Origin of the sequence: Bradyrhizobium sp. CCBAU 11434, from assembly GCF_028128895.1 — a bacterium.
Lineage (GTDB): Bacteria > Pseudomonadota > Alphaproteobacteria > Rhizobiales > Xanthobacteraceae > Bradyrhizobium > Bradyrhizobium zhengyangense.
The window spans coordinates 139,409-165,555 of sequence record NZ_LBJX01000103.1; the positions used below are offsets into that span (position 1 = coordinate 139,409).

The 26,147-nt window shown below is 64.6% G+C and carries 25 protein-coding genes; 8 read left to right on the forward strand and 17 right to left on the reverse strand.

What is annotated here, in order from left to right; translation table 11 throughout:
• Nucleotides 1–14: 14 nt before the first annotated feature.
• Nucleotides 15–1,052 (reverse strand): ABC transporter substrate-binding protein, encoded by a 1,038-nt coding sequence (locus tag XI06_RS40755; protein WP_237863007.1) that lies wholly within the window; start codon nt 1,050–1,052, stop codon nt 15–17.
• A 271-nt stretch (nt 1,053–1,323) separates the two neighbouring features.
• Here XI06_RS40755 and XI06_RS40760 point away from each other — a divergent pair, with 271 nt between their 5' ends.
• Nucleotides 1,324–2,223 (forward strand): LysR substrate-binding domain-containing protein, encoded by a 900-nt coding sequence (locus tag XI06_RS40760; RefSeq protein WP_237863008.1) that lies wholly within the window; start codon nt 1,324–1,326, stop codon nt 2,221–2,223.
• On the opposite strand, the gene XI06_RS40765 is transcribed toward XI06_RS40760, so the two are convergent.
• The 9 genes from XI06_RS40765 to XI06_RS40805 are packed head-to-tail and all read right to left on the reverse strand — an operon-like array spanning nt 2,220 to nt 11,016.
• Nucleotides 2,220–3,593 carry an amidohydrolase family protein gene (locus XI06_RS40765; RefSeq protein WP_237863009.1) on the reverse strand — a complete coding sequence of 458 codons (1,374 nt, stop codon included), beginning with the start codon at nt 3,591–3,593 and terminating at the stop codon, nt 2,220–2,222. The two genes, XI06_RS40760 and XI06_RS40765, sit on opposite strands and share 4 nt — an antisense overlap.
• On the reverse strand, nt 3,590–5,173 hold the full coding sequence (locus XI06_RS40770; RefSeq protein ID WP_271607864.1) for an ABC transporter substrate-binding protein: 1,584 nt from the start codon (nt 5,171–5,173) through the stop codon (nt 3,590–3,592). The genes XI06_RS40765 and XI06_RS40770 overlap by 4 nt, the downstream gene beginning before the upstream one ends.
• A gap of 22 nt (nt 5,174–5,195) precedes the next feature.
• Nucleotides 5,196–5,852, reverse strand: coding sequence for an aspartate/glutamate racemase family protein (locus tag XI06_RS40775; protein WP_271607865.1), 657 nt, complete (start codon nt 5,850–5,852; stop codon nt 5,196–5,198).
• 8 nt (nt 5,853–5,860) lie between these two features.
• The gene (locus XI06_RS40780) at nt 5,861–6,745 is read right to left on the reverse strand and encodes a polysaccharide deacetylase family protein (protein WP_237890319.1); all 885 of its coding nucleotides are present in this window, start codon (nt 6,743–6,745) and stop codon (nt 5,861–5,863) included.
• The gene (locus XI06_RS40785) at nt 6,732–7,547 is read right to left on the reverse strand and encodes an ABC transporter substrate-binding protein (RefSeq protein ID WP_271607866.1); all 816 of its coding nucleotides are present in this window, start codon (nt 7,545–7,547) and stop codon (nt 6,732–6,734) included. The genes XI06_RS40780 and XI06_RS40785 overlap by 14 nt, the downstream gene beginning before the upstream one ends.
• A gap of 15 nt (nt 7,548–7,562) precedes the next feature.
• On the reverse strand, nt 7,563–8,327 hold the full coding sequence (locus tag XI06_RS40790; protein ID WP_237863014.1) for an amino acid ABC transporter ATP-binding protein: 765 nt from the start codon (nt 8,325–8,327) through the stop codon (nt 7,563–7,565).
• Nucleotides 8,324–9,181 carry an amino acid ABC transporter permease gene (locus XI06_RS40795; protein ID WP_237863015.1) on the reverse strand — a complete coding sequence of 286 codons (858 nt, stop codon included), beginning with the start codon at nt 9,179–9,181 and terminating at the stop codon, nt 8,324–8,326. Before XI06_RS40795 ends, XI06_RS40790 begins: the two co-directional genes overlap by 4 nt.
• Nucleotides 9,178–10,005, reverse strand: a complete 828-nt coding sequence (locus tag XI06_RS40800; protein WP_237863016.1) for an ABC transporter substrate-binding protein — start codon at nt 10,003–10,005, stop codon at nt 9,178–9,180. The genes XI06_RS40795 and XI06_RS40800 overlap by 4 nt, the downstream gene beginning before the upstream one ends.
• A gap of 54 nt (nt 10,006–10,059) precedes the next feature.
• Nucleotides 10,060–11,016, reverse strand: a complete 957-nt coding sequence (locus tag XI06_RS40805) for an N-carbamoyl-D-amino-acid hydrolase (RefSeq protein WP_271607867.1) — start codon at nt 11,014–11,016, stop codon at nt 10,060–10,062.
• A 151-nt stretch (nt 11,017–11,167) separates the two neighbouring features.
• Between XI06_RS40805 and XI06_RS40810 the strand changes: the two genes are divergently transcribed.
• Complete coding sequence (locus tag XI06_RS40810) at nt 11,168–12,094, forward strand: LysR family transcriptional regulator (RefSeq protein ID WP_237863017.1); 927 nt, start codon at nt 11,168–11,170, stop codon at nt 12,092–12,094.
• A 24-nt stretch (nt 12,095–12,118) separates the two neighbouring features.
• Complete coding sequence (locus tag XI06_RS40815) at nt 12,119–12,823, forward strand: type 1 glutamine amidotransferase (protein WP_237863018.1); 705 nt, start codon at nt 12,119–12,121, stop codon at nt 12,821–12,823.
• A gap of 156 nt (nt 12,824–12,979) precedes the next feature.
• Here the strand turns inward: XI06_RS40815 and XI06_RS40820 are convergent, their stop codons facing one another.
• From XI06_RS40820 to XI06_RS40850, 7 genes are all read right to left on the reverse strand, one after another.
• Nucleotides 12,980–13,447, reverse strand: a complete 468-nt coding sequence (locus tag XI06_RS40820) for a nuclear transport factor 2 family protein (RefSeq protein WP_237863019.1) — start codon at nt 13,445–13,447, stop codon at nt 12,980–12,982.
• 77 nt (nt 13,448–13,524) lie between these two features.
• Nucleotides 13,525–13,974, reverse strand: coding sequence for a tol-pal system-associated acyl-CoA thioesterase (gene ybgC, locus XI06_RS40825; RefSeq protein WP_237863020.1), 450 nt, complete (start codon nt 13,972–13,974; stop codon nt 13,525–13,527).
• 68 nt (nt 13,975–14,042) lie between these two features.
• Nucleotides 14,043–14,966 (reverse strand): metallophosphoesterase, encoded by a 924-nt coding sequence (locus XI06_RS40830; protein ID WP_237871597.1) that lies wholly within the window; start codon nt 14,964–14,966, stop codon nt 14,043–14,045.
• 129 nt (nt 14,967–15,095) lie between these two features.
• Entirely contained in the window at nt 15,096–16,154 is a 1,059-nt protein-coding gene (ruvB, locus tag XI06_RS40835; protein WP_128949819.1) for a Holliday junction branch migration DNA helicase RuvB, read from the reverse strand.
• Entirely contained in the window at nt 16,151–16,768 is a 618-nt protein-coding gene (gene ruvA, locus XI06_RS40840; protein WP_237863022.1) for a Holliday junction branch migration protein RuvA, read from the reverse strand. The genes ruvB and ruvA overlap by 4 nt, the downstream gene beginning before the upstream one ends.
• Complete coding sequence (gene ruvC / locus XI06_RS40845; RefSeq protein WP_237863023.1) at nt 16,765–17,292, reverse strand: crossover junction endodeoxyribonuclease RuvC; 528 nt, start codon at nt 17,290–17,292, stop codon at nt 16,765–16,767. Before ruvC ends, ruvA begins: the two co-directional genes overlap by 4 nt.
• A 78-nt stretch (nt 17,293–17,370) precedes the next feature.
• Nucleotides 17,371–18,117 carry a YebC/PmpR family DNA-binding transcriptional regulator gene (locus XI06_RS40850; protein WP_237863024.1) on the reverse strand — a complete coding sequence of 249 codons (747 nt, stop codon included), beginning with the start codon at nt 18,115–18,117 and terminating at the stop codon, nt 17,371–17,373.
• 208 nt (nt 18,118–18,325) lie between these two features.
• On the opposite strand from XI06_RS40850, the gene XI06_RS40855 reads away from it, so the two are divergent.
• The 5 genes from XI06_RS40855 to XI06_RS40875 all read left to right on the forward strand — a co-directional run bounded on the left by XI06_RS40855 (nt 18,326) and on the right by XI06_RS40875 (nt 26,129).
• Entirely contained in the window at nt 18,326–20,074 is a 1,749-nt protein-coding gene (locus tag XI06_RS40855) for a methyl-accepting chemotaxis protein (protein ID WP_271607868.1), read from the forward strand.
• A 118-nt stretch (nt 20,075–20,192) separates the two neighbouring features.
• Nucleotides 20,193–21,617 (forward strand): methyl-accepting chemotaxis protein, encoded by a 1,425-nt coding sequence (locus XI06_RS40860; RefSeq protein ID WP_237863026.1) that lies wholly within the window; start codon nt 20,193–20,195, stop codon nt 21,615–21,617.
• Between the two features lie 533 nt (nt 21,618–22,150).
• A complete protein-coding gene (locus XI06_RS40865; RefSeq protein ID WP_271607869.1) occupies nt 22,151–22,615 on the forward strand; it encodes a (2Fe-2S)-binding protein in 465 nt (154 codons plus the stop codon).
• An 8-nt stretch (nt 22,616–22,623) separates the two neighbouring features.
• Nucleotides 22,624–24,789, forward strand: coding sequence for a xanthine dehydrogenase family protein molybdopterin-binding subunit (locus XI06_RS40870; RefSeq protein ID WP_271607870.1), 2,166 nt, complete (start codon nt 22,624–22,626; stop codon nt 24,787–24,789).
• Nucleotides 24,786–26,129 carry a c-type cytochrome gene (locus XI06_RS40875; protein ID WP_271607871.1) on the forward strand — a complete coding sequence of 448 codons (1,344 nt, stop codon included), beginning with the start codon at nt 24,786–24,788 and terminating at the stop codon, nt 26,127–26,129. Before XI06_RS40870 ends, XI06_RS40875 begins: the two co-directional genes overlap by 4 nt.
• Nucleotides 26,130–26,147: the final 18 nt, after the last annotated feature.

The following is a 26,147-nucleotide window of genomic DNA, read 5'->3' on the forward strand; positions in this document are numbered from 1 at the left end:
TGCGAACGATCAGATCAGCGCTCGACCTCGCGATTCCAGCGTTTGGTCCACTCCTCGCGCTTCTCGTTGATGGCGGTCCAATCAGGATTATAGAGCTTGGCCGCGCGCTCGCCGATCGGCGCCATCTTGCCGAGGTCCGGCGGCACCTTCAGCGATTTCAGCACCGGGCCGTAGCCGTAGTCCCTCAGCATCACGAGCTGGATTTTTGGATCGAGCAGCATCTTGACGAAGCTCGATGCCAGCGGCGAGGCGTTGGGCTTTGCGATCGGACACGCCGTCGTCAGCAGGGTCGCGGCGCCTTCCTTCGGATAGACGAAGTCGACGGGGAAGCCGGTATTGGCAAAGCTCTGCACACGGCCCGTGCCCCACACCGCGATGACCGCCTGGCCGGACTGGAACAGCTCGGTCATCTTGCCCGGCGACGGCTCATAGGCGAGCACGTTCGGATTGATCTCTTCCTTGAAGATCTTGAAGCCGGAATCGACGTTGGACTCGCCGCCGCCGTTCATCTTCGAGAGCATCACCAGCGCTTCGAGACCATAGGTGTTGTTGATCGGCGGGATCACGAGCTGCTTTGCGTATTTCGTGTCCTTCAGATCATTCCAAGAGGTCGGCGGTGCCCAGCCTTTCTCCGCGAACACCTTGGTGTTGTACATCAGGCCCGTGGCGACGATGCCGATGGCAACCGCGCGATCGTCCTTGAAGCGCGCGGTATCGTAGAGATCGGCGGCCGGCAACCCGTCGAGCTTGCCGCAGAAGCCGAGCTGGATCGCCTGGTACATCGGGCCATCATCGACGATGGCGACATCGATCTGCTGGTTGCCCTTCTGCGCCTGCAGCTTTGCAAGCGTGTCGGTGGAGTTGCCGGCGACGTACTCGACCTTGACGTTGTTCTCCTTCTCGAAGGTCGGGATCACCTCGTCGCGGATGGTCTTCTCGAACGAGCCGCCATAGCCGGCGACATAGAGTGTCTTTTGCTGGGCCGAGACGGCCGAGGGGATGGCGATGAGCGCTGCGATGCTGACTGCGGTCAGAAGGCGGAAAGTCTTCATGTGGACCGATCTCCAATACCGGAATGAGGTGACGTGCCGACAATTCGCTGGCTGAGCACCCTTCCGCATTTCCTTCCGCACCGATCCCCTTTGAAGCAGGGCTCCGGCCCCTGCTCGACGGGTTTTGACGCGATCTGGGGTGTTTTGGGCCCCATCTGCCGAAAAAGCGGTCTGTCTTCAGCTCTGATGAAAAAGATCGCAAACCCCAGCTTCCATCGTCCAATGAATAATGGCACCCTCTACATGCCTAAATGTTATGAATGGGATTTGCATGGCGCGGATCAATTCGCGGCAAGTGGAGGCTTTCCGGGCAATGATGCTGACCGGCAGCGTCACCGAAGCGGCGACGCTGATGGCAGTGACCCAGCCTGCGGTCAGCCGGTTGCTGCGTGACCTCCAGGCGCTGCTGAAGATGGAGCTGTTCGAGCGGCGTGGCACCGGCCTGGTGCCGACCGCCGCAGCGATGGCGCTCTACACCGAAGTGGAGCGCTCCTTCGTTGGCCTGGAACGCATCACCGCGGCCGCGGAAGAAATCCGCGGTCGTCGCACCGGCTCGCTGCGGATCGCGGCACTTCCGGCGCTGTCGAACGGCTATTTGCCGCGGCTCACAGGTCACTTCCTGAAGGAGCGGCCGAACCTCAACCTCGCCTTCTTCGGCGTGATCTCGCCGATCGTGGTCGATTGGGTGCTGAACAACCAATGCGACGTCGGCTTTGCCGAGGTGCCGATTGCGCATTCGGGACTGCCGAGCCAGAAGCTGCCCGCACCCGCCCGCGTTGCGGTGCTGCCAACCGGTCATCGTCTCGCGGAAAAAGAAGTCTTGGAGCCACGCGACTTCGAGGGCGAGACATTCATTTCGCTCTCGGCGGGATCCTCGAGCCGGCACCTCGTCGACCAGATCTTCCATCGTCACGATGTCCGCCGCGTGCTGCGGGTTGAGACCGCACTGTCCGAGATCATGTGCGGCATGGTGTCGTCGGGGCTGGGAGTCGCGATCTGCGATCCCTTCACCGCGCAGGAATTCTCCACCCGAGGTGTCATCGTGCGCCGCTTCCTGCCGCGCATCGACTTCGAGTTCTCCGCGGTGTTTCCGGCGCAGCGCAGCCCCTCGCCGGTGGCGCTCGATCTGGTCGAGACCATGCGCAAGTCGCTCGCGGAGTTCGAGAGCTAGCCGTTGAACGCGGCCTGCGCCTCCGGCAGGTCCCAGATCTTACCGATTGCAGCGGTGCCTGCGGCCGTGATCGCAGCCTCATCGGCGCCGACGTAGCGTCCCTCATCGACAAGCACACGGCCATCGACCATGACCTGGTCGATATTGGCGCGGTTGGCGAGCGCGATCAGCGCACGGCGCGGATCGAACAGAGGCTGGAGATGCGGATGGGTGAGATCGACGACGGTGAGATCGGCGGTGGCGCCCGGCTCGATCCGACCGAGGTCCGGCCGCTTGATGACGTCCGCGGCGACTGCCGTGTTCGCCTCGATCAGCTCCGGCGAGTTCGCGACATCGGCGCGTTGCGAGGTGACCTTGGAGATCAGCGAGGCCGCATTGAGCTCGCCGAGCAGGTCCATGTTGTAGCCGTCGGTGCCGACCACCGTGCGGACGCCATGCTCCGCGAACCGGCTGAACGCAGCGGTCACACCGGCACGTGCAAATACACGCGGGCAGTTCAACACGGTCATGCCGCGCGCGGCCATCAGCTTGAGATCGTCGTCGCTGCTGAACATGCAATGCGCCGCCATGAGATCGGGCGCAAGCAGGCCGAGCCAGTCCAGGTACTCCGCCGGCGTGCGGCCGCCATAACGTTTGCCGATGGTCTCGACCTCGGCGCGGCTCTGCGCCATGTGAGTCGTGATAGGCACGCCAAGCTCGCGCGCCCGCGTGGCGCAGGCCTTCAAGAGATCGGGACCGCAGGTGTCGGTGGCATGCGGGCTTATCGCGAGCGAGATGCGGCCATCGCCGCGATTGTTCCAGCGGTGGTAGAGCGCGTCCCACGTCGCCATGTCGGCGGCACCGTCGTCGCCGGAATAGCGCACCACGCCGTCGGGGCCGGCCTTGGCGTCCGAGGTCGAGAACAGATAGGGCGCGCCGTAGAAGCGGATGCCCATCTCTTCCGCCGCGTCGAACATCTCGGGAATCGAGTTGCGGAACGGCTCCATCACCGTGGTGGCGCCGCCCGTGAGCAGCTGGAGGATGCCGAGCCGCGCCACCGCGAGACGTTCTTCAGGCGACAGGATCTCAGCGCCACGCTTGGTGAGCGGCAGCAGCACCGTGTAGACGATGCTCTGATTGTTCTTGCGGCCGTTGCCGTCCTCGCTGTGGCTGCGCGCCACCGCTTCGGAGAAGCAGTGATTGTGCAGGTTCAAGAGGCCCGGCAAGACGAAGCGGCCGGGGCGATCGTAGACCACGTCCGCACTCGGCTTGTCGCGCGTGATTGCCGCGATCTTTTTGCCTTCGACCAGGACCCAATGGTCGCGCAGCACGTCCTGCGCGCCGTCCTTGCGTGACAGCACATAGCTCCCGAAGATTGCTGTGGTGCTCATGTGGGACGTACGTTCCAGAACACGGCGGTGCCGTCGAGAATGCCGGTGATGGCTTTGCGATAGGCGGTCGGCTGCCTATACAGGCCGATCGGAATATAGGGGATTTCCTCGAACGCGACCGCCTGGATCTCGCGGCAGATGCGCTGCTGCTCGGCAAGCTCCGAGGCCGCCAGCCACTGGCTGCGCAACGGCCCCATCTTCTCGCTCGCGTACCAGCCGGCGACCTTGCCTTCGCCGCGGATGTTGGTGTTGCCGGCCGGGTTGAGCCAGTCGATGCCCTGCCAGTTGCCGACTGCCGCGCTCCAGCCGCCCTGCCCAATCGGGTCCTTCTTGAGCTGGCGCTGCAACACGACGGCGAAATCGAGCCCGGCATATTCGACGTTCATGCCGGCCTTGCGCAGCGAATCCACCGCGATCTCGCCGAGCGGTTTTTGCGCCAGTGAATTGGTGGGAACGAGCAACACGATCTTCTCGCCATTGTAACCGGCAGCCTTCAAACCAGCCTTGACCTTGTCGTAGTTTCGCGGACCGCGGAACACGTCGAGGCCGACCTCGTTCGCCATCGGGGTATCAGGCGCGAAGAAGCCGATCGGCGACACCTGGAAGGCCGGATCGGTGCCGGCGACCGCGGTCATGAAAGCGGACTGGTCGATCGCGCCGAGCAGCGCACGGCGGATGGCGGGATTGTCGAGCGGCGGCTGGAGATGATTGAGGCGCAGCATGCAGGCATAGCCGCGGGGATCGAGGATGCGTGTCTCGATGTCGCCGGCAGCCCTGATGATCGGCAACAGATCGTGCGGCGTGGTCTCCTGCCAATCCTGCTCACCGGTCTGGAGCGCGGCGACGCCGGTGCCGGCGTCGGGCGTGATGGTCCAGACCACGCGGTCGTAATGCACGATCTTCGGACCCGCGGTCCAATCCGGCTTGCCGTCGGTGCGCGGCTGGTAGCGCTCGAATTTGGCATAGGCGTTGCGGGCGCCCTGCACGCGTTCGTCGGCGAGATAGCGGAACGGGCCACTGCCGACGACTTCGGTCAGCGGCTTGAACGGATCCTGGCTCGCGAGCCGCTCCGGCATCATGAAGCAGGCATTGATCGCGGCCTTGCCGAGCGCCTGCGGCAGCAGCGGGAACGGGCGCTTGAGACGGAAGCGGATGGTGCGGTCGTCCACGGCCAAGAGCTCGGCGGTCGCCTCCATCAGCTCGCCACCGAAGCCGTCGCGCGCGGCCCAGCGGCGGATACTGGCTACGCAGTCGCGCGCCAGCACGCGCTCGCCGTCATGCCAAAACAGGCCGTCGCGCAGCGTCAGATCCCACCGGAGCTGGTCGCCGGAGATGACGTGGCCCGACAGCATCTGCGGCGAGACCTGGAGCGAGGAGCTCATGCCGTAGAGCGTATCGTAGACCATGAAGCCATGGTTTCGCGACACCTGCGCGGTCGAGTAGATGGGGTCGACGAAGGCGAGATCGATGACGGGGATGAAGCGCAGCGTCGACTGCGATTCGGCACGCACGATGCCCGGCAATGAGAGCGCCGGCATCACTGCGGCGGCCTTGAGGAGCGAGCGGCGGGAGATCGGCATTCCAAGAGCTCCTGAAGGTAACCTACGTATTCAACAAGACCGCACCGATCGCGACAGCGACCGCCTGTTGCGCCGGCTCGACCACGGGCACGCCGATGGCGTCCGAGATCGCGGCGCGGTGCGAGGCCATTCCCGCACAGCCCATCACCAAGACATCGGCACGATATTGCGTGACCAACGCACGGCCGGCTTCGATCAAGCGTCCGCGGATGTCGGCACTCGCCGTCTCGGCCGCGCTCGCGCCGACCGACCAGCTTCCGCCATAACGGCTGTCGACGCCCATGACCCGTGCCATCCGCTGCTGGCGGCGAATGCTCGAGGGCGATAGCGCGATGATGCCGAAACGCTCGCCCAGCATCAGCGCGCGGAAGATGCCGCACTCGGCAATGCCCAACACCGGGCGCCCGCCCGCCGCCTCGCGCACCGCATGCAGGCCCGGATCGCTAAAGCAGGCGAGCACGAAGGCATCCGCGTCATCGCGCGACACACGGTTGACGAGCGGCATCACCACGCTGTCGGCATCGCGCTGCGAGCTGATGCTCGGCGGCCCCTCGGCAAGACCGACCACCTCGATGTCAGGTCCGCCTGATATCCGGAGCGGCGCGACCGCGTCGTCGATCGCCGCCGTCACCGACGCCGAGGAGTTGGGGTTGATGACGAGGATGCGGCGACGGGTCATGGCACTTCTCAACGGTTGGCGGCCTCGTGGCGCAGGAAGTTTTCCGCGATCCTTTCGCCGGTGGTGATCCAGACGTCAGGGCAGGACTTTGCGTAGGTCAGAAACTCGCGCAACAGGCGCAGCCGCATAGGGCGGCCGCTGCATTGCGGATGCAGCACCGTCGTCACCATCGCACCCCAGTCGCGAACCTCATCCAGCTCGTCCTTCCAGATCGAGAGCACGTGCTCCTTGGGGAAGATCGAGCGCGGGCTGAAGCGGGCCGAGAGGCCATGCATCCAGTCGTCGTAGCTCGCAGTGACCGGCAGCTCGATCGTGCCGGGCTTGCCGTCGGCGAGGCGATGACGATAGGGCCGCACGTCGTCGCGGAACGACGACGTGTAGACGATGCCGTGACGCACCAGCGCGACGCGCAGTTCCTCTGTGAACTCGCCGTAAGGCGCCCGATAGCCGGTCGGCTTCACGCCAAGCCGGCGCTTCAGCGCCTCGAAACCGCGCTCCAGCTCCTCCTCGATCCAGGGATCGCCGGGATCGGGCAAGAGATGGTGATAGCCGTGGTGGCCGATCTCGTGGCCGGCCTTGAGGATGGATTCGGCCATCGCCGGATGCGCGTCGACCGACCAGCCCGTGACGAAGAACGTCGCCTTGAGATCGAGCTGGTCGAGCAGCTCCAGAAGTTTTGGCGTGCCGACCCGCGCCTCGTACCCGCCATAGCTCATGGTGATGAGCCGCTGCGCATGCACCGCGTCCTTGCTGGTCCAGGCGCTCTCCGCGTCCACGTCGAACGACAGGAACATCGCCGATCTGTACGGCTTCGGCCAAGGATATTCCGGCGCGGGATCCGCGGTGTTGGCTGGGGTGAGCGGGATGCTCTGGAGTGCCTTACTGTCCAGCATTGATGGTCGCCTTTTCTATTCCGTTGTCGTTCAATTTCCATTTCGCCAGCAGCGTACGATAGGTTCCGTCGGCGATCAGCGCGTCGAGTGCTTCGACGAACGCCTGCTGCAACGCCTTTTCCTTGACCGGTAACGCGATGCCCGTGAACTGCGTTGCGAAGGCAGCGCCGACCGGCGCATAGGCGTTCGGCTCGAGATCCATCAGATAGGGCAGCGTCTCGTTGCCCTGCACAGCGGCGTCGATACGGCCCTGCTTGAGCTGAGTGCGCGCATCGGCCGAGCCGTCGGTGCCGACGAACTGGATCGGATTGCTGGAGCAATTCTTCTGGCTCCACTTGTCAATTTCGGTCGGAAACATCGTGCGGCGGCTGGCGCCAACCTTCTTGCCGCAAAGCGACGCCATGTCCTTGAACTCGGACGCGCGGGACTGCTGCACGAAGAATTTTGGACCGCTGCGCAGATAATCGACGAAGGAGGCGATCTCGTGCCGGCTGGCATAGTCGGTGAAGCCGGACAGGATCGCATCCACGCGGCCCGTCGAGATCGACGGCATAAATTCGGCAAAACTGGTCTCGGTCCATTCGATCTTGACGCCGAGCTTGCGCCCGAGCGCCTCGCCGAGATCGACATCGAAGCCCGACAGCGCGTTGTTGGCGGGATCGCGGAACTCCATTGGCGGATAGTTCGGCACCAACGCCACCTTGATGCTGCCGCGCTTGGCGATGTCAGGCGGCAGTTCGACCGCCAAGGCCGATACGGTCATGGCGCCGAACAGCGCCGCGGCAACCAAAACTCTCTTCATCAACATGCCCCCATTTCAGATCACAGCCGAAAGAAACGCCTTGGTCCGCTCCTCGCGCGGCGTGCCCAGCACATCCGCAGCGCGGCCCTGCTCGACGATCGCGCCCTGGTCCATGTAGACGACGCGGTCGGCAACCTCGCGGGCAAAGCCAAGCTCGTGCGTCACCACCATCATGGTCATGCCGCTCTTCGCAAGCTCCTTCATCACCGCGAGCACCTCGCCGACCAGCTCAGGATCGAGCGCGCTGGTCGGCTCGTCGAACAGCATCAGCATCGGCTTCATCGCGAGCGCGCGCGCAATGGCGACGCGCTGCTGCTGGCCGCCGGAGAGCTGCATCGGATACGAATCCGCCTTGGCCGACAGCCCGACGCGCCGGAGCAACTCCAGCGCCTCGGCGCTAACCTCATCTGGCTTGCGGCCCTGCACCTGGAGCGGCCCTTCGGTGATGTTCTCCAGCGCGGTCTTGTGCGGAAACAGGTTGAAGCGCTGGAACACCATGCCGGTCTTCAGCCGCTGCCGCCCGATCTCGCGCTCGGAAAGCCGATAAAGCCGCTCACCCTGCTCGCGCACGCCCAGGAGCTCGCCATCGAGCCAGATGCCGCCGCTATCGATGATTGCGAGCTGGTTGATGCAACGGAGCAGCGTGGTCTTGCCCGAGCCGGAAGCACCGATCAGGCACATCACCTCGCCGGGCCAGACGTCGAGCGAAACATTCTTGAGAGCCTTGAACTCTCCAAAATTCTTGCTGACGGAGCGGATCGCGACGAGGGGCTTTGTCATCGGGCAAACTGCGTTGTGCCGCGCGCAAAACGGCGTTCGAGCAGCATCTGGAGCGGCGTCAGGATCGAGACGACGAGCAGGTACCAGAGCCCGGCGACGATCAGGAGCTCGATCACTCGGGAGTTGGCGTAATAGATGTTTTCAGCGTTGTGCAGCACTTCCGGATACTGGATCACGCTGGCCAGCGAGGTCGCCTTCACCATGCCGATGAACTCGTTGCCGAGCGGGGGGATCACCACGCGCATCGCCTGCGGCAGGATGATCCGGCGCAGAGCGCGCAGCCGCCCCATGCCGATCGCCTGCGCCGCTTCATATTGCCCGATATCGACCGACAGCATGCCGGCGCGCATGACTTCGGACGTATAGGCGCCCTGGTTGATGCCGAGCCCGAGCAGCGCGGCAAGGAACGGCGTCATGACGTCGACGGCACGCGCGCTCCACAGGCCGGGAATGCCGATGGCCGGAAACACCAGCGCGAGGTTGAACCAGAGCAGCAATTGCAGGATCAGCGGGGTGCCGCGGAACAGCCAGGTGTAGCCGGCCGCGACCGTCTTCAGCACCGGATTCGGCGACAGCCGCATGATCGCAACGACGATGCCGAGGACAATGCCGAGCACCATCGCCAGCACCGCCATCACCATGGTGTTGACGATACCTTCGAGGATCACCTTTGCAGTGATGAAGCGACTGACATAGGACCATTCGATCTGGCCATTGGCGAAGGCGCGCGCGATCGCCGCCAGCACCAGGACGATCAAGGCCGCGCTGATCCAGCGAAACCAGTGCGGCTCGCGCGCAATCGGCATTCCCGAGAGATCGGGAAAACCCTCCGCGAGTGCCGGCGCCGGCTTCATTGCGGCGCCGCGTTCAGCATGGGCTGAGTGACCATATTCGCACCCAGGCCCCATTTGTCGAGGACGGCCTTGTAAGACCCGTCGGCGATCATCGCCGCGAGCTTCTCCGTCACGACCTCACGAAGCGCGGCATCGTCCTTGCGGAACATGATGCCCTGGTAGCCTTTGGCAAAGGCCTCGCCGACGATGCGGTATTTGCCGGGCTCCTGCGTCTGCGCATAAGGCAGCGTCTCGCTGCCCTGCACGGCGGCGTCGATGCGGCCCTGCTTGAGCTGGTTGCGCACGTCGATCGAGTTCTCGCCCGGCACGTATTGGATGGCTGGCTTGCCGGCCGCCTCGCAATTCTGCTTGCTCCACTTCTCGATCTCGACCGGGAAGCTGGTACTGCGTGTGGTGCCGACCTTCTTGCCGCAGAGATCTGTGGCGGCCTTGGCGTCACTCTCCGCCATCACGAAGAACTGCGGTCCTGTCGTCAGATAGTCGACAAAATCGGCGGTCTCACGACGCGAGGCGCGGTCGGATATCCCCGAGATGATGAAATCGGCACGCTTGGTTTGAAGCGAGGGGATCAGCTCGGCGAACGGGGTCTCGCTCCAGACGATCTTGAGGCCGCCGAGCCGCTTGGCAAGCTCATTGGCGAGATCGATGTCGAGCCCGACCAGCTCGTTGCTAGCGGGATCGCGATATTCCATCGGCGCGTAGGTGGAGTTGACCGTGAGCTTGAGCACGCCCGCCTGCTTGATCTCAGCCGGAAGCTCGGCGGCTTGTACTGAGGTCACTGCAGCCAGCGTTGCGAAGGCGAGGAAATGCGAGAGGCGTGTCATGTCAGCTCCTTCAACCTTTTCCTTGACCGAACCATTGCCAGCGCCATGCCAAATTCAGTCTGCGTCGAGGACGGCCGGCTCGATGACGCCGGCGCGCTCGGTGATCACCCTGTATTGCTCGGGCCGCCGGTGGGCGGCGAAATTGAACATCTTGTCCTTGCCCTGGCGGCAGAGGTCGAGATCGATGTCAGCGACGATGACCTCGTCGGTCAGCGTCGCGGCCTGGGCGACGATGCGGCCGTTGGGATCGACGATGCAGGAGCCGCCGATCAGCCCCGAGCCGTCCTCGTCGCCGGCCTTGGCCACCGAGATCGCCCAGGTCGCGTTCATGTAGGCGTTGGCCTGCGTCACCAGCGTCGAGTGGAAGGTGCGCAAGGAGGCATCTTCCGTGGTGCCGCCATTGGGATCGTAGGCCGCCGAATTGTAGCCGATGCAGACGAGTTCGACGCCTTGCAGGCCAAGAACGCGCCAGGATTCCGGCCAGCGCCGATCATTGCAGATCATCATGCCCATGATCGCATGGGCCCAGGCCGAGCCGGCGCGGAAGGCCGGAAAGCCGAGATCGCCATATTCGAAGTAGCGCTTCTCGAGCTGCTGGTAGCGTGCGCCCGCGCGCGGCTCGACCGAGCCAGGCAGATGCACCTTGCGGTAACGGCCGAGGATCTCGCCGTCGCGATCAACCAGGATGGCGCAATTGTAACGACGGCCGTCGGGGGTCAGCTCGGCATAGCCAACATAGAAGCCGACACGCAGCGCACGGGCACGATCGAACAATTTGGCCACGGCCGGGTTCGGCATGCCGTGCTCGAAATAGCGGTCGAGCGCCTCGCCCTCCAGAAGCCAGCGCGGAAAGAAGGTGGTGAAGGCGAGCTCGGGAAAGACCACGAGGCTGGCGCCCCGGTTCGCCGCTTCCTCCAGCATGTTCAGCATCCGCGACAGCGTGTGCTCGCGCGTGTCAGCTTTTTGCGTCGGCCCCATCTGGGCGGCGGCGGCGCGAAGGACACGAACCAAGATTGCCTCCAATCTGTGCGCAATGCTGCCTCAATGGGCTAGTGAACCCTTTGATCCAGCGTGCAAATCCTGAGGCATTAGGCGCAAGGCGGGCTGCAAATGCAATTCATCGTGCTATGATCTTTTGGCCCAGAATATAAATGCTAGTGATATGAACCTGCGCCAGCTCGAGATCCTGCGTGCCGTCATCCGCCACCGCACTACGGTGGCGGCGGCCGACGAGCTGGCCCTGTCGCAGCCGGCAGTCAGCAACGCGCTGAAGACGATGGAGGCGCAGGCGGGCTTTGCACTGTTCGAGCGCGTCAACAACCGGCTGTTTCCCACTGCAGAGGCGATGGCGCTCTACAAGGAGAGCGAGGCAATCTTCGCGCTTCACGCCAAGCTCGAGAACCGCGTGCGCGATCTGCGCGAAAACCGCGCCGGACATCTCGCCATCGTGGCGACGCCGCCGCTCGCCTACAGCATCATTCCTTCCGCGCTGTCCGGCTTCCTGCGCCGCCGCCCGGAGACGCGCGTGTTCTTCGACGTGCGGCGCTACGAGGGCATCATCGAAGGCGTGCTCAGCCGCGTCGCCGAGCTCGGCTTCGCGCTTGGGCTAACGCATCACCCGGGTATCGCGCATGAAGTGGTGCACACCGGCGAGATGGTCTGCGTGCTGCCGCCGCAGCATCCGCTCGCAGGCAAGCCTGTTATCTCAGCCTCTGATCTCTCCGGCCTGCCCTTCATCGGGCTCGAACGCGGCACGCGGCTTGGAGAGGCCGTGCGCGACAGTTTTGCGCGCGCCGGCGCGCCGTTCCGGCCGAGCGTCGAGGTGCGCTATTGCAATACGGCCTGCGTGCTCGCAGCCGCCGGCGTCGGCGCCGCCGTGGTCGACCCCTTCTCGCCGCGGCAGAACGGCGGGCACGGCCTTGTGGTCCGTCCGTTCATACCGACGACACGCGCGGTCGCCTATATGCTATGGTCGGAGGCCGAACCGCTGTCGCGTCTGGCGAAAGCCTTTCTCGGCGAAATCCGCAAGGAGAGCGCGCTTCTGGCGCGCGCAGCGCCACACCAGCAAGATGGGGCAGGAAGCGACTGAGCTTACCTTTGACCTGAGGGGCATATGGCACGCATCACCATCATCGAGACCGGGCAGGTCCCACCAAAATATCGCGAGCAGCATGGCTCCTTTCCGGACATGTTCGAGCGCATGGTCCGCGCCGAGGATCCGACCGCGGAGGTCGACGTCGTCAGCATCCCGAACGGCGATGCGCTGCCCGATCCGTCCAAGCTTGAGGCCGTGCTGATCACCGGCGCTGCTGCGGGCGTCTATGACGGGCTCGACTGGATCGCGCCGCTGGAAGATTTCGTCCGTAGTGCCTATGCCAACAAGACGCCGATGGTCGGTGTCTGCTTTGGCCATCAGTTGATCGCGCAGGCGCTCGGCGGCACCGTGCGCAAGTCCGACAAGGGCTGGGGCATCGGCCGGCATGTCTATCAGGTGCTGCCCGAGAACGGTGTCGTCGACGGCGAAGCGGTTGCCATCGCCTGCTCGCATCAGGACCAGGTGATAGAGGCGCCTGATGATGCGCTGACGATCCTCTCATCCGAATTCACCCCGCATGCCGGCCTGCTCTACGCCAACGGCGCAACGCTGACGGTGCAGCCGCACCCGGAGTTCGACGTGGGATTTGCCCAGGTGTGCTGCGAGCTGCGCGACGGCAAGGCGCCGGAGGATGTTGTTGCCACCGCCCGGGATTCACTGGCGCAGCCGCTCGATAACGCGAAGCTTGGTGGAGCGATTACCAGGTTCCTGGCGAAGCGCTGAGTTTCACCTCGCCCCGCTTGCGGGGAGAGGTCGGATCGCTCTTGCGATCCGGGTGAGGGGGAGCCTCCGCAGGTCTCGCTGCCATCATTTGCGCGGTGAAAGCCCCTCACCCCAACCCTCTCCCCGTAAGAACGGGGAGAGGGAGAGGAAGGCATCTCAAAACGGTTCCGTCCCCAGCCCTGGCACGTCCGCCGGCCGCGGCCCGGGCGCCGGCCAGTGAAACCGGCGATCCTTCTCCGCAATCGCGATGTCGTTGATTGACGCCTCGCGCCGGCGCATCAGGCCGTGCTCGTCGAACTCCCACTGCTCGTTGCCGTAGGAGCGATACCACTGGCCGCTTGCGTCGTGCCATTCGTACTGGAAGCGCACCGCGATGCGGTTCTCGTCGAAGGCCCAGAGATCCTTGATCAGGCGATAATCCTGCTCCTTCTCCCATTTACGGGTGAGGAACGCGACGATGGCCTCGCGGCCCTGGAACACTTCCGAGCGATTGCGCCACCGGCTGTCCTCGGTATAGGCGAGCGAAACGCGCACCGGATCGCGCGAATTCCAGGCATCCTCGGCCATGCGCGCTTTCTGCGCGGCGGTCTCTCGGGTGAAGGGCGGAAGTGGCGGGCGCGACATGGGGGCCTCATCGGGTTGCGGGGCCGCAATCTATCCCTGCACGCGATGGAGTCGAGAGGCGATCGCCTATCGGGCAATCACGAAATCAGATCGGCCTTCATCAGAGTGCGGATCGACTTCGGGATCGGCTGCGCGCGGCCACCGCTGATGAAGGCGACACGCACCTCCGCCTTGACCAGCACGTCCTCGCCGCGCCGCACCTCCTGCGCCAGCAGGATCGATGCCCCCTTCACCGCAACCGGCCAGGTTACGACGTCGAGCACATCGTCCATCCGCGCGGGCTTGAGAAAGTCGAGATGCATCGAGCGCACGACGAAGGCGAAGCCGGCGCCTTCGGTCTCGGGCTGGTCGAACAGAGCCTGCTGTTCGGCGCCCATCAGCCGCAGATGATTGGTCCGTCCACGCTCCATGTAGCGCAGATAATTGGCGTGATAGACGATGCCGGAAAAATCCGTGTCCTCGTAGTAGACGCGGACCTGCATGTGGTGGCGGCCATCGCGGATCTCGCCGTCGAGATGAGCTGTCACGTCGCGAGCCTCTTCGCTTGTCGCTAGAGGTCCGTTTTGCGCAAAAACGGCCGGCAGCGCAAGCGCGGCTAGGACACGGTTTCCACCGGCGCCCGCCCCAGCGTCACCTCGACAATCTCCGGCGGCACGCCGACGCGGACCGGAATGATGCTGCAACCGAGGCCGCCGGAGATGACGACGTCGCACTTCAGCCGCAGATGGCCATAGACGAGCGGAACGCCATGCTGCCGCGGAAGCGCCGGCGACCAACCGAGCAAGCGGACTTGTCCGCCGTGGGTGTGACCGGACAGCTGCAGCGCAACGCGCGCGGGCACGCGCGTCGCGATATAGGGCTCATGCGCGAGCAGAACGATCGGCGCATCGTCGGTGATCTTTGCCAGCGTCGCATTGAGATCGTCGGCCCCGAAACTCCGCGCGTGGCCATAGCGCGGCCCCGGAACGTAAGCGAGCTGATCACCGAGGCCCGCGAGCCAGAACGAGCGGCCATCCTTCGTGAGACGCGCAACATCGTTCTCGTAAACGGGAATGCCGGCCGCCTCCAGCGCACGATGTGCGACCGTCGGCCCGTGCCCGGCGCGCTGTACGACCTTGTCGTCCCAATAGTCGTGATTGCCCATGACGGCGTGAACACCGAGCGGCGCCTTCAGGCCAGCCAACAGCCTCGCCCACTCTGCGGCCGGGATGATGCGCGTGACGTGGTGATGGCCGGCAACATAGTCGCCGAGCAGAGCGATCAGATCGGGCTTGATCGCGTTGGTCTGGTCGACGATGCCCTCGATCCGCTCCAGCGACATCCAGGGATCGCAGGCGTGGATGTCGGCGATCACGGCGATCTTCAGCGGCAAGTCCACAGGCCATTGCCGCGGCGTCGGATGGTAGCGCGTGATGCGCGGCCGCAGTTCCGGCTCGACGCCGACGCCATAGGCGGCCGTCGAGATGCCGAGTGCCGAAAGGCCGCCGACGGAACGGATGAGATGACGCCGAGAGATCATAGAAGCCTGCTGGTGATGTGCTTCCGTGATGCGGTTTGAATGGAGCGAAATTGGGGTGCGCTTGTGCAGATCATCTGCACAGGATTACCGAAAGTTCATGACGGCCGGAGCAATGCGCGTTACCGCAAATTACTCGTCGCTCTCGTCCGTGCCAAACAGGCCAAACTGGGCCGCGGCATCGCGCGATGGCTCGGCGATACCCAGATGACGAAAGGCGTGCGAGGTGAGCAGGCGGCCGCGCGGGGTGCGCTGCAAATAGCCACACTGGATCAGATACGGCTCGATGATGTCCTCGATCGCATCGCGCGGCTCGGACAACGCCGCGGCCATCGTCTCCACGCCAACCGGGCCGCCGCCATAGTTCGTCGCGATGGTCGTGAGGTAGCGCCGGTCCATGGCGTCGAGGCCGGCGGCATCCACTTCGAGTGCGCTCAGCGCATGATCAGCGATCTTGCGATCGATCTTGTCGGCATTGGCAGCGGAGGCGAAATCGCGCACGCGACGCAACAGGCGCCCTGCGATACGCGGCGTGCCGCGAGCACGGCGCGCAATCTCGTTGGCGCCATCGGCGCTCATGCCGACATTGAGCACGCGCGCGCCGCGGGTGACGATGCTCTCCAACTCCTCGATCGTATAAAAGTTGAGCCGAATCGGAATGCCGAAGCGATCGCGCAGGGGATTGGTGAGCAGGCCGGCGCGCGTGGTGGCGCCGACGAGGGTGAATTTGGACAGCTCGATCTTGACCGAGCGCGCCGCGGGCCCTTCGCCGATGATGAGGTCGAGCTGAAAATCCTCCATCGCGGGATAGAGCACTTCTTCCACGGCAGGGCTCAGACGATGAATCTCGTCAATGAAGAGCACGTCGCGCTCTTCGAGATTGGTGAGGAGAGCTGCGAGATCGCCGGCCTTGGCAATCACGGGGCCCGACGTGGCACGAAAGCCGACGCCAAGCTCTTTCGCCACGATCTGCGCCAGCGTGGTCTTGCCAAGACCGGGCGGCCCGACGAACAGCACGTGATCCAACGCCTCGCCGCGCTTGCGCGCCGCTTCAATGAAGATCGAGAGATTCTTGCGCGCCTGCTGCTGGCCGACGAAGTCGGACAGCGATTGCGGGCGTAGCGCGGTGTCGCCGACGTCGTCGCTGCGGCGCTCGGGCGAAACCATGCGGTTGGCCTTGGGATCACTCACTTCGAGAGTTCCTTCAAGCCAAGACGAATGAGCTGCGCCGTTTCGGCGTTCTCACCGGCGCTACGCGATGCCGATGCGATCGCCGCAGCCGCTTGCGGCTGACCGTAGCCAAGATTGACCAGCGCGGAGATCGCATCCGCGACGGGCCGCGGCGCGCGCTGGTCGTCGACGGCGCCGGCGAGGTGCACGACGGCGGGATCGACATTGGCGAAGGCCGGCGCCTTGTCCTTTAATTCGGTAACGATGCGCTCCGCGACCTTCGGCCCGACGCCGGGCGTGCGCGCCACCGCGGCCTTGTCGCGCAGAGCAATCGCATTGGCGAGATCGGCCGGCGCCAGCGTGCCAAGCACCGCGAGTGCGACCTTGGCGCCGACGCCCTGCACGGTCTGCAGCAGCCGAAACCATTCACGCTCCTGGTCGGTGCGGAAGCCGAACAGTTTGATCTGATCCTCGCGGACATAGGTCTCGATCGACAATACGGCCGCCTCACCTGGCGATGGCAAGTGCTGCAAGGTGCGAGAGGAGCAATGCACCTGATAGCCGACGCCGCCGACGTCGAGGATGACAAAATCCTCGCCGTAGGAATCGATCAGGCCCTTGAGCTTGCCGATCATAGTCCCGCCACCTTCAGCCGCAGCGCCGTGCTCTGGCGGTGATGGGCGTGGGTGATGGCGATGGCCAGCGCATCCGCGGCGTCAGCCGACGGCGGTTCGGCCTTGGGCAGCAATATCTTCAGCATCATCGCGATCTGCTGCTTGTCGGCGTGCCCGGCGCCGACCACCGTCTTCTTCACCTGATTCGGCGCGTATTCGGCGACGGAGATCCCGAACATTGCGGGCGCCAGCATGGCGACGCCGCGGGCCTGGCCGAGTTTCAGCGTCGCGACGCCGTCCTTGTTCACAAAAGTCTGCTCGACCGCCGCTTCCGTCGGCCGGTGGCTGGAGAGAATGGCCGCGAGCCCTTCATGGATCGCCAATAACCGGCTGGACAACGGCAAATCGTCCGGCGGTTCCACCGAACCGCAGGCGACGTAGATCAGACGGTTGCCCTCAGCCTCGATCACGCCCCAGCCGGTGCGGCGCAGGCCGGGATCGATGCCGATGATGCGAATGGGTTGGCGAATCGGGAGCGCGGTCATGGGCCAGTGATAGCGGTTGGCCCATGATAGCGAAACAGAAACAGAACAGAAGTCCCCCGGGGAAAGGCGGCTAGAGCCCTACCCGCCCATCTTGGCGACCAGCGCGTCCGAGATCTCGAAATTGGCGTAGACGTTCTGGACGTCGTCGTGCTCGTTGAGCAGGTCCATTAGCTTCAAGAGCTTCTCACCGGTCTCGTCGTCGACCGCGACCGTGTTCTGCGGCTTCCAGATCAGCGCGGCCTTGCGCGGCTCGCCGAACTTGGCTTCCAGCGCCTTGGCGACGTCGCGATAGCCTTCGGTCGATGCGTAGATCTCGTGGCCGCCCTCACCCGAGACCACGTCGTCGGCACCGGCCTCGATCGCGGCATCGAGCACCGAATCGTCATCGGCGACGCTGCGGTCGTACTCGATGACGCCGGTGCGGTCGAACATGAAGGAGACCGAGCCGGTTTCGCCGAGATTGCCGCCGGATTTGGTGAAGAAGGAGCGGATGTCGGAGGCGGCGCGGTTGCGGTTGTCGGTCAGCGCCTCGACGATGACGGCAACGCCGCCGGGGCCGTAGCCCTCGTAGCGGATCTCGTCATAGTTCTCGCCGTCGTTGCCGAGCGCCTTCTTGATGGCGCGCTCGATATTGTCCTTCGGCATGTTCTCCTGCCGGGCGGCGATCACGGCAGCGCGCAGGCGGGGGTTCATGGCGGGATCAGGCGTGCCGAGCTTGGCGGCGACGGTGATTTCCCGCGCCAGCTTGCCGAACAGCTTCGACTTCTGGGCATCCTGCCGCCCCTTGCGGTGCATGATGTTCTTGAATTGGGAATGTCCGGCCATGCGTGATCTTCTCTAGGGAATCGTGCGTCAAAGGTGAGCGTGGGGAAGCGCGGCGTTATAGGCCGCCAACCCACCGGAATGAAAGAGTTTCTCATACTTTAAGGTAAGATCGTAGAGGCCTTTGCCCAGAAGTCAGGCACCGTTAACCCTGATTTCATTCCGGCCTGCAAAAATAGCGTCCGCCCATCTCCCGACAAGAGTAGACCCAATGGCGTTTGCATTTTTCCGGAAGCGCCTGCCAGACACGGCCGCGCCGGCGGCAGCCCCGCAGACGGCTGAGCTGGCAGCCCAGTCCGCGCCGGCTCCGGCCACTGATGCCGATTCGGCCCGGGAAATCCTGGAACTGCTGGAACTCGAGCTCGGCGCGATGATCCGCCAGCTCGAGCGCGCCGCCAATTCGGTGGCGGGGGGCGCCGAGGCGACCGCGGCGACCCTCGCCGACATCCGCCAGCGTACCGACGCGCTGACCGGGCGGGCCAATGCGGCGCAGTCCAACGCCTCGAGCTTCGCCCATGCCGCCGACAAATTCACACAGTCCGCGCAAGGGATCGGCGCGCAGGTCCGCGAGGCCGGCAAGCTCGCCGATCAGGCCAGCGATGCCGCGCAGGAAGCGCGCGCCAATGTCGACCGCCTGCGCGAGTCCTCCGCGGCGATCGGCAACGTCGTCAACCTGATCGCCCAGATCGCGCGGCAGACCACCCTGCTCGCGCTCAACTCCACCATCGAAGCCGCGCGCGCCGGCGCCGCCGGCAAGGGCTTTGCGGTGGTCGCCACCGAGGTCAAGGCACTCGCCGTGCAGACCCAGAGCGCGACGGAAGAGATTTCCAAGAAAATCGACGCACTGCAGCGCGACGCCGCAGGCTCCGCCGACGCGGTGCATCGGATCTCGCAGGCGATCGAGGCGATCCGCCCGGTGTTCGACACCGTCAACGGCGCGGTGGCCGAGCAGAACGCCACCACCAACGAGGTCTCGGGCAACGCGAGCAGCGCCTCGCAATTCATCATCGCGGTCGGCGAGAGCGCGGCCGAGATCGACGCGGCGACCAAGGCGGCCGAAACCCATGGCGAAAACGTCGCCAGCGCCGGCAAAGCCGTGACGACCTTCGCACAGAAGCTGAAATCGCGCTGCGCCGTGCTTCTCAAGCAGAACGAGCACGACGACCGCCGCAAGACCGAGCGGCTGCCCTGCCATCTCAAATTCGACGGCGCGCGCGGCGTGCTGCCGGTCTATGAGATCGCGATGGACGGCGTCTTGATCGGCGGAGCGGAAGCAGGCCGGCTCGCGCCGCAAGCGATCATCGACGGCAGCCTCGAAGATATCGGCGCCTGCCGCCTGCGCGTGATCGAGCAATCCAAGGCCGGCGCCCGCACGCAGTTCGTCAACCCCAATGCCGAGCTGCGCGAAAAGATCGAAGACAAGCTCTGGTCGATCCACGAGGAGAATACCGAGTTTGTCACCCGCGCGATGGAGGCGGGCAACGCGCTGACAAAGATCTTCGAGCAGGCCGTCACCCGCGGCGAGGTCAAGATGGATGACCTCTTCGACACGGATTACGCGGAGATATCAGGCACCAACCCGCAGCAATACCGCACGAAATATCTCGACTGGGCCGACCGCGCGCTGCCGCCATTCCAGGAAGCGTTCCTCGCCAAGGAACCGCGCATGGCGTTCTGCGCCATGGTCGACCGCAACGGCTTCCTGCCTGTTCACAACAAGATCTATTCGCATCCGCAGCGGCCGGGCGATGTCGCCTGGAACACGGCCAATTGCCGCAACCGGCGCATCTTCAACGATCCGGCGGGGCTGGCAGCCGCGCACAACCAGCGCTCGTACCTGATCCAGAGCTATGCGCGCGACATGGGCAACGGCAACACGGTGATGATGCGCGAGATCGACGTCCCGATCCGCGTGCAGGGCCGGCACTGGGGCGGATTTCGCACTGCTTACAAGCTCTAGGGCGCCTCTCGTGCACTCTCGGGCAAGACGGGGCGCGCGAATCATCCTTTAAGCTCGAGCCTGGAATGGGAATGCCGCGGAGGGCCGGCGAACGGCTCCGATTAAAGAAAGCCCGTACATGTCCCTTGCACAGGTTGCAGTGCTCGACACCGGATCGAACCGGACGCTCGCCGAACGGCTGATCGACCAGCTCGCCGACCGCATCGGTGGCCTCGGCGTCGAGCTTGCCGACATCGCCGGCAACGTCCAGGAAGTCGCCAACCGCGTCGCCAACCAGTCGGAGCGGTTCCACCACCTGCAGAAGACGGCGGAGACCATGGTCTCCGCCAACCACGACATCGCCAATGCCTCGCAGGCGGTGCAGTCGACCACTTCGGCCGCGGTTGGCGAGATCGCGCAGTCGCGCGGCGCGGTCGATACCGCGGTCAGCCACATCTCCGAACTCGTTGCAGCCGTCGAGCGCATCGAGGCGCGCCTGGCCGCCGTCGGCTCGGCGCTGGCGCAGGTGGCCAAAGTCTCCGGCTCGATCGAGGCGATCGCCAAGCAAACCAATCTGCTCGCCCTCAACGCAACCATCGAGGCCGCGCGGGCCGGCAGCGCCGGACGCGGATTCGCCGTGGTCGCAAGCGAGGTCAAGAACCTCGCGGAGGCGACGCGGCAGGCGACGCACCAGATCTCCGACACCGTGCGCGATCTCGACGGCCAGATCGAGGGCCTGATCGGCGAGAGCAGCGACGCCTCGCAGCGCGCCAAGACCGCGGGCGAAGGCGCGCAAGCGATCTCCGGCATCATCTCGCGGGTCCAGCAAGGCTTTGCTTCGGTCGAAGCCGAGATCGACAGCGTCACGCGCGCGGCGACCTCCAACCTCGGCCATTGCGACACCGTCATCAACGAGCTCAACGAGCTCGCCAAGGGCGTCGACCTTTCCTCACGCGACCTCAAGAGTGCCGACCAGCGCGTGACAAAGCTGCTCGACACCTCCGAAGACCTGATCGCGCTGATCGCCGACAGCGGCGTCGAGACCTCGGATGCGCCGCTGATCCGTGTCGTCGTCGAGACCGCCAAGCGGATCTCGGCCGAGTTCGAGGCCGCAATCGGTCGCGGCGAGATCACGCTCGACCAGCTGATGGACGAGAACTACCGGGAGATCGCTGGCACCGATCCCAAGCAATACAACACCGCCTATGTCGACTTCACCGATCGCCTGCTGCCTGCGATCCAGGACCCGATTCAGAAGTCCGATCCCCGCATCGTGTTCTGCGTTGCCTGGGCCAAGGGCGGCTACCTGCCGACCCACAATCCGAACTACCGCCTGCCGCAAGGCAAGGACCCGGTCTGGAACAACGCCAATTGCCGCAACCGCCGCCTGTTCACCGATCGCGCGGTGAAGAAGGTCGCGGCCAACACAAAGCCGTTCCTGCTGCAGACCTACCGCCGCGACATGGGTGGCGGACAGTTCGTGCTGATGAAGGACCTATCCTCGCCGATCACGGTCCGCGGCAAGCACTGGGGTGCCTTCCGGATGGGTTTTCGGCAGAGCTGAGTCAAATCTCGAAAACAACCCCATGCACAGTAGCCGGGCGCGCGACAGCAACGGCTGAGCGCCTCATCACGCTCCAGGCGCCTGATGCCCCTTGACCCGTCGGGCAAAACAGGCGCATAATGCTATTATTCCGAAATCACCATGCGTCGTCGCCGTCTCCTGTAAGGGGAGAGGCCATAACAACAGGCCCCCGCGATTAGTCCCGCCGGACATGCTTACCACTGCCCGACTTTCCCAATCGCACGAGTTTCGTCATCGCATGGTTTTGCGCATTCGCACGATCGTCCACAGCGATCAACGGCGCGCATGACGAAAAAACGTCAGAACATGACGCTTATCATATCAACTAGCCCAAAACTGCTGCATTCATTCCTGCACAAATTCGTGAACGTCATGGCCTGACGCTTCGCATGCGCAGATATGCATTGCTGCGAATTTGAAAGCTTCATCGTTTCGCATCGGTATGATTATGGTCGCGCGATGTTTTCGCCGACGAGATCGCCGTCAGCGATCTGGCGAAGAAGGGAATGCATATGGCAACAACTCTCACCATCAACGGCGAAACGAAATCCTTCGACGCGCCCCCCGAAATGCCGCTGCTGTGGGTACTGCGCGACATCCTAGGGATGACCGGCACGAAATTCGGCTGCGGCATCGCGCAGTGCGGCGCCTGCACGGTGCATGTCGACGGCAAGGCGGTACGCTCCTGCGTGCTGCCGGTCAGCGCGGTCGCGAACCGCGCCATCACCACCATCGAGCATGTCGGCAGCACACCTTCGGGCGCGAAGGTGCAGAAGGCCTGGCTAGAGGCCGAAGTGATCCAGTGCGGCTATTGCCAGTCCGGCCAGATCATGTCGGCCGCGGCGCTGCTGGCGGCAACGCCCAATCCGGACGATGCCGACATCGATGCGGCCATGGCCGGCAACATCTGCCGCTGCGGCACCTATGTGCGCATCCGCGAGGCGATCAAGCTCGCAGCCTCCGGCCGTCAGTCGTGAGGTCCGCCATGAATGCACCTGATAACGTCTCCCGCCGCGCGCTTCTGACCGGTGGCCTCGCGACAGGATTCCTGCTCGCCTTCCATCTGCCGCTGCGCGCCGCTTCGAACGAGCCGGCACAAAACGATGTGACCGACGGCAAGTTCGCGCCCAACGCCTTCATTCGCATCGACGAGACCGGCCGCACGGTGCTGATGATGCCCCAGGTGGAGATGGGCCAGGGCGTCTATACTTCGATATCGATGATTATCGCAGAAGAGCTCGACGCAGATTGGGCCAAGGTTGAGGTGCAGCACGCACCGCCCAATGACGAGCTCTACGCCAATCCCGTCTTCGGCTTGCAGGCGACCGGCGGTTCGACCTCGATCCGCGCCTGGTGGAAACCGCTGCGCGCAGCGGGCGCCAATGCGCGCGCGATGCTGGTGCAGGCCGCCGCCAGCCAATGGGGCGTTGACGCTGCAAGCTGCACGGCATCGAAGGGGGAAGTCGTCCATGCCGCGAGCGGCCGCAAGCTCGGCTATGGCGAATTGGCAACGACTGCGCAAAGCCAGACCCCGCCCAAGGACGTCGCGGTCAAGGACCCCCGGGATTTCGTCCTGATCGGCCAGTCGCTGAAGCGGCTCGACACACCTGACAAGGTCAATGGCAAGGCCGTCTACGGCATCGACGCGATCCTGCCCGACATGAAGATCGCAGCGATTGCCAATTGCCCTGTGTTCGGCGGCAAGGTCGGCAAGGTCGACGACAGCGCGGCGATGAAGGTCGCCGGCGTGCGCAAGGTCGTCGTGCTCGACGACGCGGTTGCCGTCATCGGCGACCATATGTGGGCGGCGAAGAAGGGTCTCGAAGCGCTCAAGATCGCGTGGGACGAAGGCCCGAACGCCAAGCTCAGCAATGAGGATATCTGGCAGAACTTACGGGACGCCAGCGCCAAGGACGGCGCAGTCGCGAAATCCACCGGCGACATCGCCAAGGCGCTCGCCACCGGCGACAAGTTCGAAGCGGCCTACGAGCTGCCGTTCCTGGCCCATGCCTCGATGGAGCCGATCAATGCCACCGTGCGGGTCACGAAGGACTCCTGCGAGATCTGGACCGGCACGCAGATCATGACGCGGGTGCAGTCCGAGGCGGCGAAGGCCGCCGGCGTTTCCGTCGACAAGGTGATCGTCAACCAGCACCTGCTCGGCGGCGGCTTCGGCCGCAAGCTCGAGCCGGACATGGTCGTCGCCGCAGTGAAGATCGCAAAGCAGGTCGACTATCCCGTCAAGGTGATCTGGACCCGCGAGGAGGACATCCAGCACGACGTCTATCGTCCGGTCTATCGCGACCAGATCACGGCGTCGCTGGTCGACGGCAAGGTCGCGGCCTGGAAATACAAGGTCGCAGGCTCCGCGGTGATCGCGCGCTGGCTGCCGCCGGCGTTCCAGAAGGGCATCGACATCGACGCGGTCGATGCCGCGGTCGACGCGCCTTACGACTTCGCCAACTTCCACGTCGAATATGTCCGTGCCGAGCCGCCGGCAGTGCCAACCGGCTTCTGGCGCGGCGTGGGCCCGAACAACAACGTGTTCGCGGTCGAATGCGCGATGGACGAGCTCGCGCGCAAGGCCGGCAAGGATCCCGTCGAATTCCGACGGTCGATGCTGACCAGGAATCCGCGTGCGCTCGCCGTGCTCAACCTAGCTGCAGAGAAGTCCGGCTGGGGCCAGTCGCTGCCGCCACGGGTCGGTCGCGGCGTCTGCGTGCAGCCGTCGTTTGCAAGCTTCCTCGCAACCGTGGTTGAAGCAGAGATCGACGACATCGGCGAGATCGTGCTCCGTCGTGTCACCTCGGTGGTCGACACCGGCATCGCAGTTAACCCCGACACGGTGAAAGCGCAGATCGAAGGCGGCTTGATCTTCGGCCTCACCGCCGCGCTCTACGGCGAAATCACCATCGACAAGGGCCGCGTGCAGCAGTCGAACTTCCACGACTACCGCATGATGCGCATCAACGAGACCCCGAAGATCGAGGTGACCGTGGTCAAGAGCGGTGAAGCGCCGGGCGGTATCGGCGAGGCCGGCGTCAACGCCGGACCTCCGGCACTGCGCAACGCGATTCTTGCCATAACCGGCGTGGCGCTGCGGCGCCTGCCAATCGATCGGAAACTGCTGACTGCGGGGAAGAAGGCATGAGCGGGACGATGCGTATCCTCGCAAGCATCATTGTGATCGCCATCGTCGCGGTGGGGATCGGCGTATGGATCATCCGCGGGCCCGGCCCGCTCGATTTTGCCGGCGGCACGAAGGTGGCTCTGGCCGATTACCGCGCCGGCAAGCCCACGGGCGTGCCGGCCAAGCTCGAGAAAGCTGGCATGGTCGAACGCGGCGAATATCTCGCCAAGGCGGCCGACTGCATGGTTTGTCACACCAAGCCGGGTGAGAAGGACTATGCGGGCGGGCTCGCCTTCAAGCTGCCGTTCGGCACGCTCTATTCGACCAACATCACGCCTGACAAGGACACCGGCATCGGCAATTACAGCGACCAGGATTTCCTCAACGCCGTCCAGCGCGGCAAGCGCCATGACGGCGCCCGGCTCTATCCGGCGATGCCCTACACGTCCTACACCTATATGAGCGACGAGGACGTGCTGGCGGTGAAGGCCTATCTCTTCAGCCTGCCGGCAGTGCGCGCGAGGGCGCCCGACAATACGCTGTCGTTCCCGTTCAACCAGCGCTGGGCAATGATCTTCTGGTCCGCCGTGTTCAACCCGGACACGCGCTTTGCGCCTGATACCTCGAAGAGCCCGGAGTGGAACAGAGGTGCGTATCTGGCGGAAGCCCTGGCGCATTGCGGCGAGTGTCATACGCCACGCAATCTCGGCTTCGCGCTCGACAACCGCAAGAAGTTCGCCGGCGCCATCACCGCCGGCTGGCACGCCTTCAACATCTCCTCCGACAAGGCGACGGGTCTCGGCAATTGGAGTGACGCGGATCTGATCTCCTATCTGTCGCTCGGCCATGCGCCGGGTCACGGCTCGGCCTCGGGTCCGATGGGCGAAGCCGTCGACCACAGCTTTAGCCAGTTCGCGCCGGAAGACATCAGCTCCATCGTTGCATACTTACGCAGCGTGCTGCCGGTAGCCTCACCCGACCTGCCCGCCACCACGGCGCCGGTCGCGCCCGCCTCTCACAAGGACGGCGTGACAGCGGACGCGCGCGGCAAGAAAGTGTTCGCCAGCGCCTGCGCCAGTTGTCACGGCTGGAGCGGCGAGAGCCCGGTCTCGCCGATGGCGACGCTCACCGGCACCTGGGCGGTGAATGACCCTGCAGCCACCAACGTCGCGCAGATCGTGATCTCCGGCACCAAGCGCCATACGCCCGATGGTACGCTGTCGATGCCGGCATTCGGCAATGCGTACAGCAACGACGAAATCGCGGCGGTGGCGAACTATGTCACGGCGCGGTTCGGGACCAAAGGCTCGAAGCTGACGGCGAAGGACGTCGCGGAGTTGCGGGAGCAGACGGCGGAGTAGCGGTCTCTGCTCTTACCC

What these genes read in the sequence shown, in the direction of transcription:
- XI06_RS40755 (WP_237863007.1), bottom strand. Translation starts at nt 1,052, where the DNA reads ATGAAGACTTTCCGCCTTCTGACCGCAGTCAGCATCGCAGCGCTCATC.
- XI06_RS40760 (WP_237863008.1), top strand. Translation starts at nt 1,324, where the DNA reads ATGGCGCGGATCAATTCGCGGCAAGTGGAGGCTTTCCGGGCAATGATG.
- XI06_RS40765 (WP_237863009.1), bottom strand. Translation starts at nt 3,593, where the DNA reads ATGAGCACCACAGCAATCTTCGGGAGCTATGTGCTGTCACGCAAGGAC.
- XI06_RS40770 (WP_271607864.1), bottom strand. Translation starts at nt 5,173, where the DNA reads ATGCCGATCTCCCGCCGCTCGCTCCTCAAGGCCGCCGCAGTGATGCCG.
- XI06_RS40775 (WP_271607865.1), bottom strand. Translation starts at nt 5,852, where the DNA reads ATGACCCGTCGCCGCATCCTCGTCATCAACCCCAACTCCTCGGCGTCG.
- XI06_RS40780 (WP_237890319.1), bottom strand. Translation starts at nt 6,745, where the DNA reads ATGCTGGACAGTAAGGCACTCCAGAGCATCCCGCTCACCCCAGCCAAC.
- XI06_RS40785 (WP_271607866.1), bottom strand. Translation starts at nt 7,547, where the DNA reads ATGAAGAGAGTTTTGGTTGCCGCGGCGCTGTTCGGCGCCATGACCGTA.
- XI06_RS40790 (WP_237863014.1), bottom strand. Translation starts at nt 8,327, where the DNA reads ATGACAAAGCCCCTCGTCGCGATCCGCTCCGTCAGCAAGAATTTTGGA.
- XI06_RS40795 (WP_237863015.1), bottom strand. Translation starts at nt 9,181, where the DNA reads ATGAAGCCGGCGCCGGCACTCGCGGAGGGTTTTCCCGATCTCTCGGGA.
- XI06_RS40800 (WP_237863016.1), bottom strand. Translation starts at nt 10,005, where the DNA reads ATGACACGCCTCTCGCATTTCCTCGCCTTCGCAACGCTGGCTGCAGTG.
- XI06_RS40810 (WP_237863017.1), top strand. Translation starts at nt 11,168, where the DNA reads ATGAACCTGCGCCAGCTCGAGATCCTGCGTGCCGTCATCCGCCACCGC.
- XI06_RS40815 (WP_237863018.1), top strand. Translation starts at nt 12,119, where the DNA reads ATGGCACGCATCACCATCATCGAGACCGGGCAGGTCCCACCAAAATAT.
- XI06_RS40820 (WP_237863019.1), bottom strand. Translation starts at nt 13,447, where the DNA reads ATGTCGCGCCCGCCACTTCCGCCCTTCACCCGAGAGACCGCCGCGCAG.
- XI06_RS40830 (WP_237871597.1), bottom strand. Translation starts at nt 14,966, where the DNA reads ATGATCTCTCGGCGTCATCTCATCCGTTCCGTCGGCGGCCTTTCGGCA.
- ruvA (WP_237863022.1), bottom strand. Translation starts at nt 16,768, where the DNA reads ATGATCGGCAAGCTCAAGGGCCTGATCGATTCCTACGGCGAGGATTTT.
- ruvC (WP_237863023.1), bottom strand. Translation starts at nt 17,292, where the DNA reads ATGACCGCGCTCCCGATTCGCCAACCCATTCGCATCATCGGCATCGAT.
- XI06_RS40850 (WP_237863024.1), bottom strand. Translation starts at nt 18,117, where the DNA reads ATGGCCGGACATTCCCAATTCAAGAACATCATGCACCGCAAGGGGCGG.
- XI06_RS40855 (WP_271607868.1), top strand. Translation starts at nt 18,326, where the DNA reads ATGGCGTTTGCATTTTTCCGGAAGCGCCTGCCAGACACGGCCGCGCCG.
- XI06_RS40860 (WP_237863026.1), top strand. Translation starts at nt 20,193, where the DNA reads ATGTCCCTTGCACAGGTTGCAGTGCTCGACACCGGATCGAACCGGACG.
- XI06_RS40865 (WP_271607869.1), top strand. Translation starts at nt 22,151, where the DNA reads ATGGCAACAACTCTCACCATCAACGGCGAAACGAAATCCTTCGACGCG.
- XI06_RS40870 (WP_271607870.1), top strand. Translation starts at nt 22,624, where the DNA reads ATGAATGCACCTGATAACGTCTCCCGCCGCGCGCTTCTGACCGGTGGC.
- XI06_RS40875 (WP_271607871.1), top strand. Translation starts at nt 24,786, where the DNA reads ATGAGCGGGACGATGCGTATCCTCGCAAGCATCATTGTGATCGCCATC.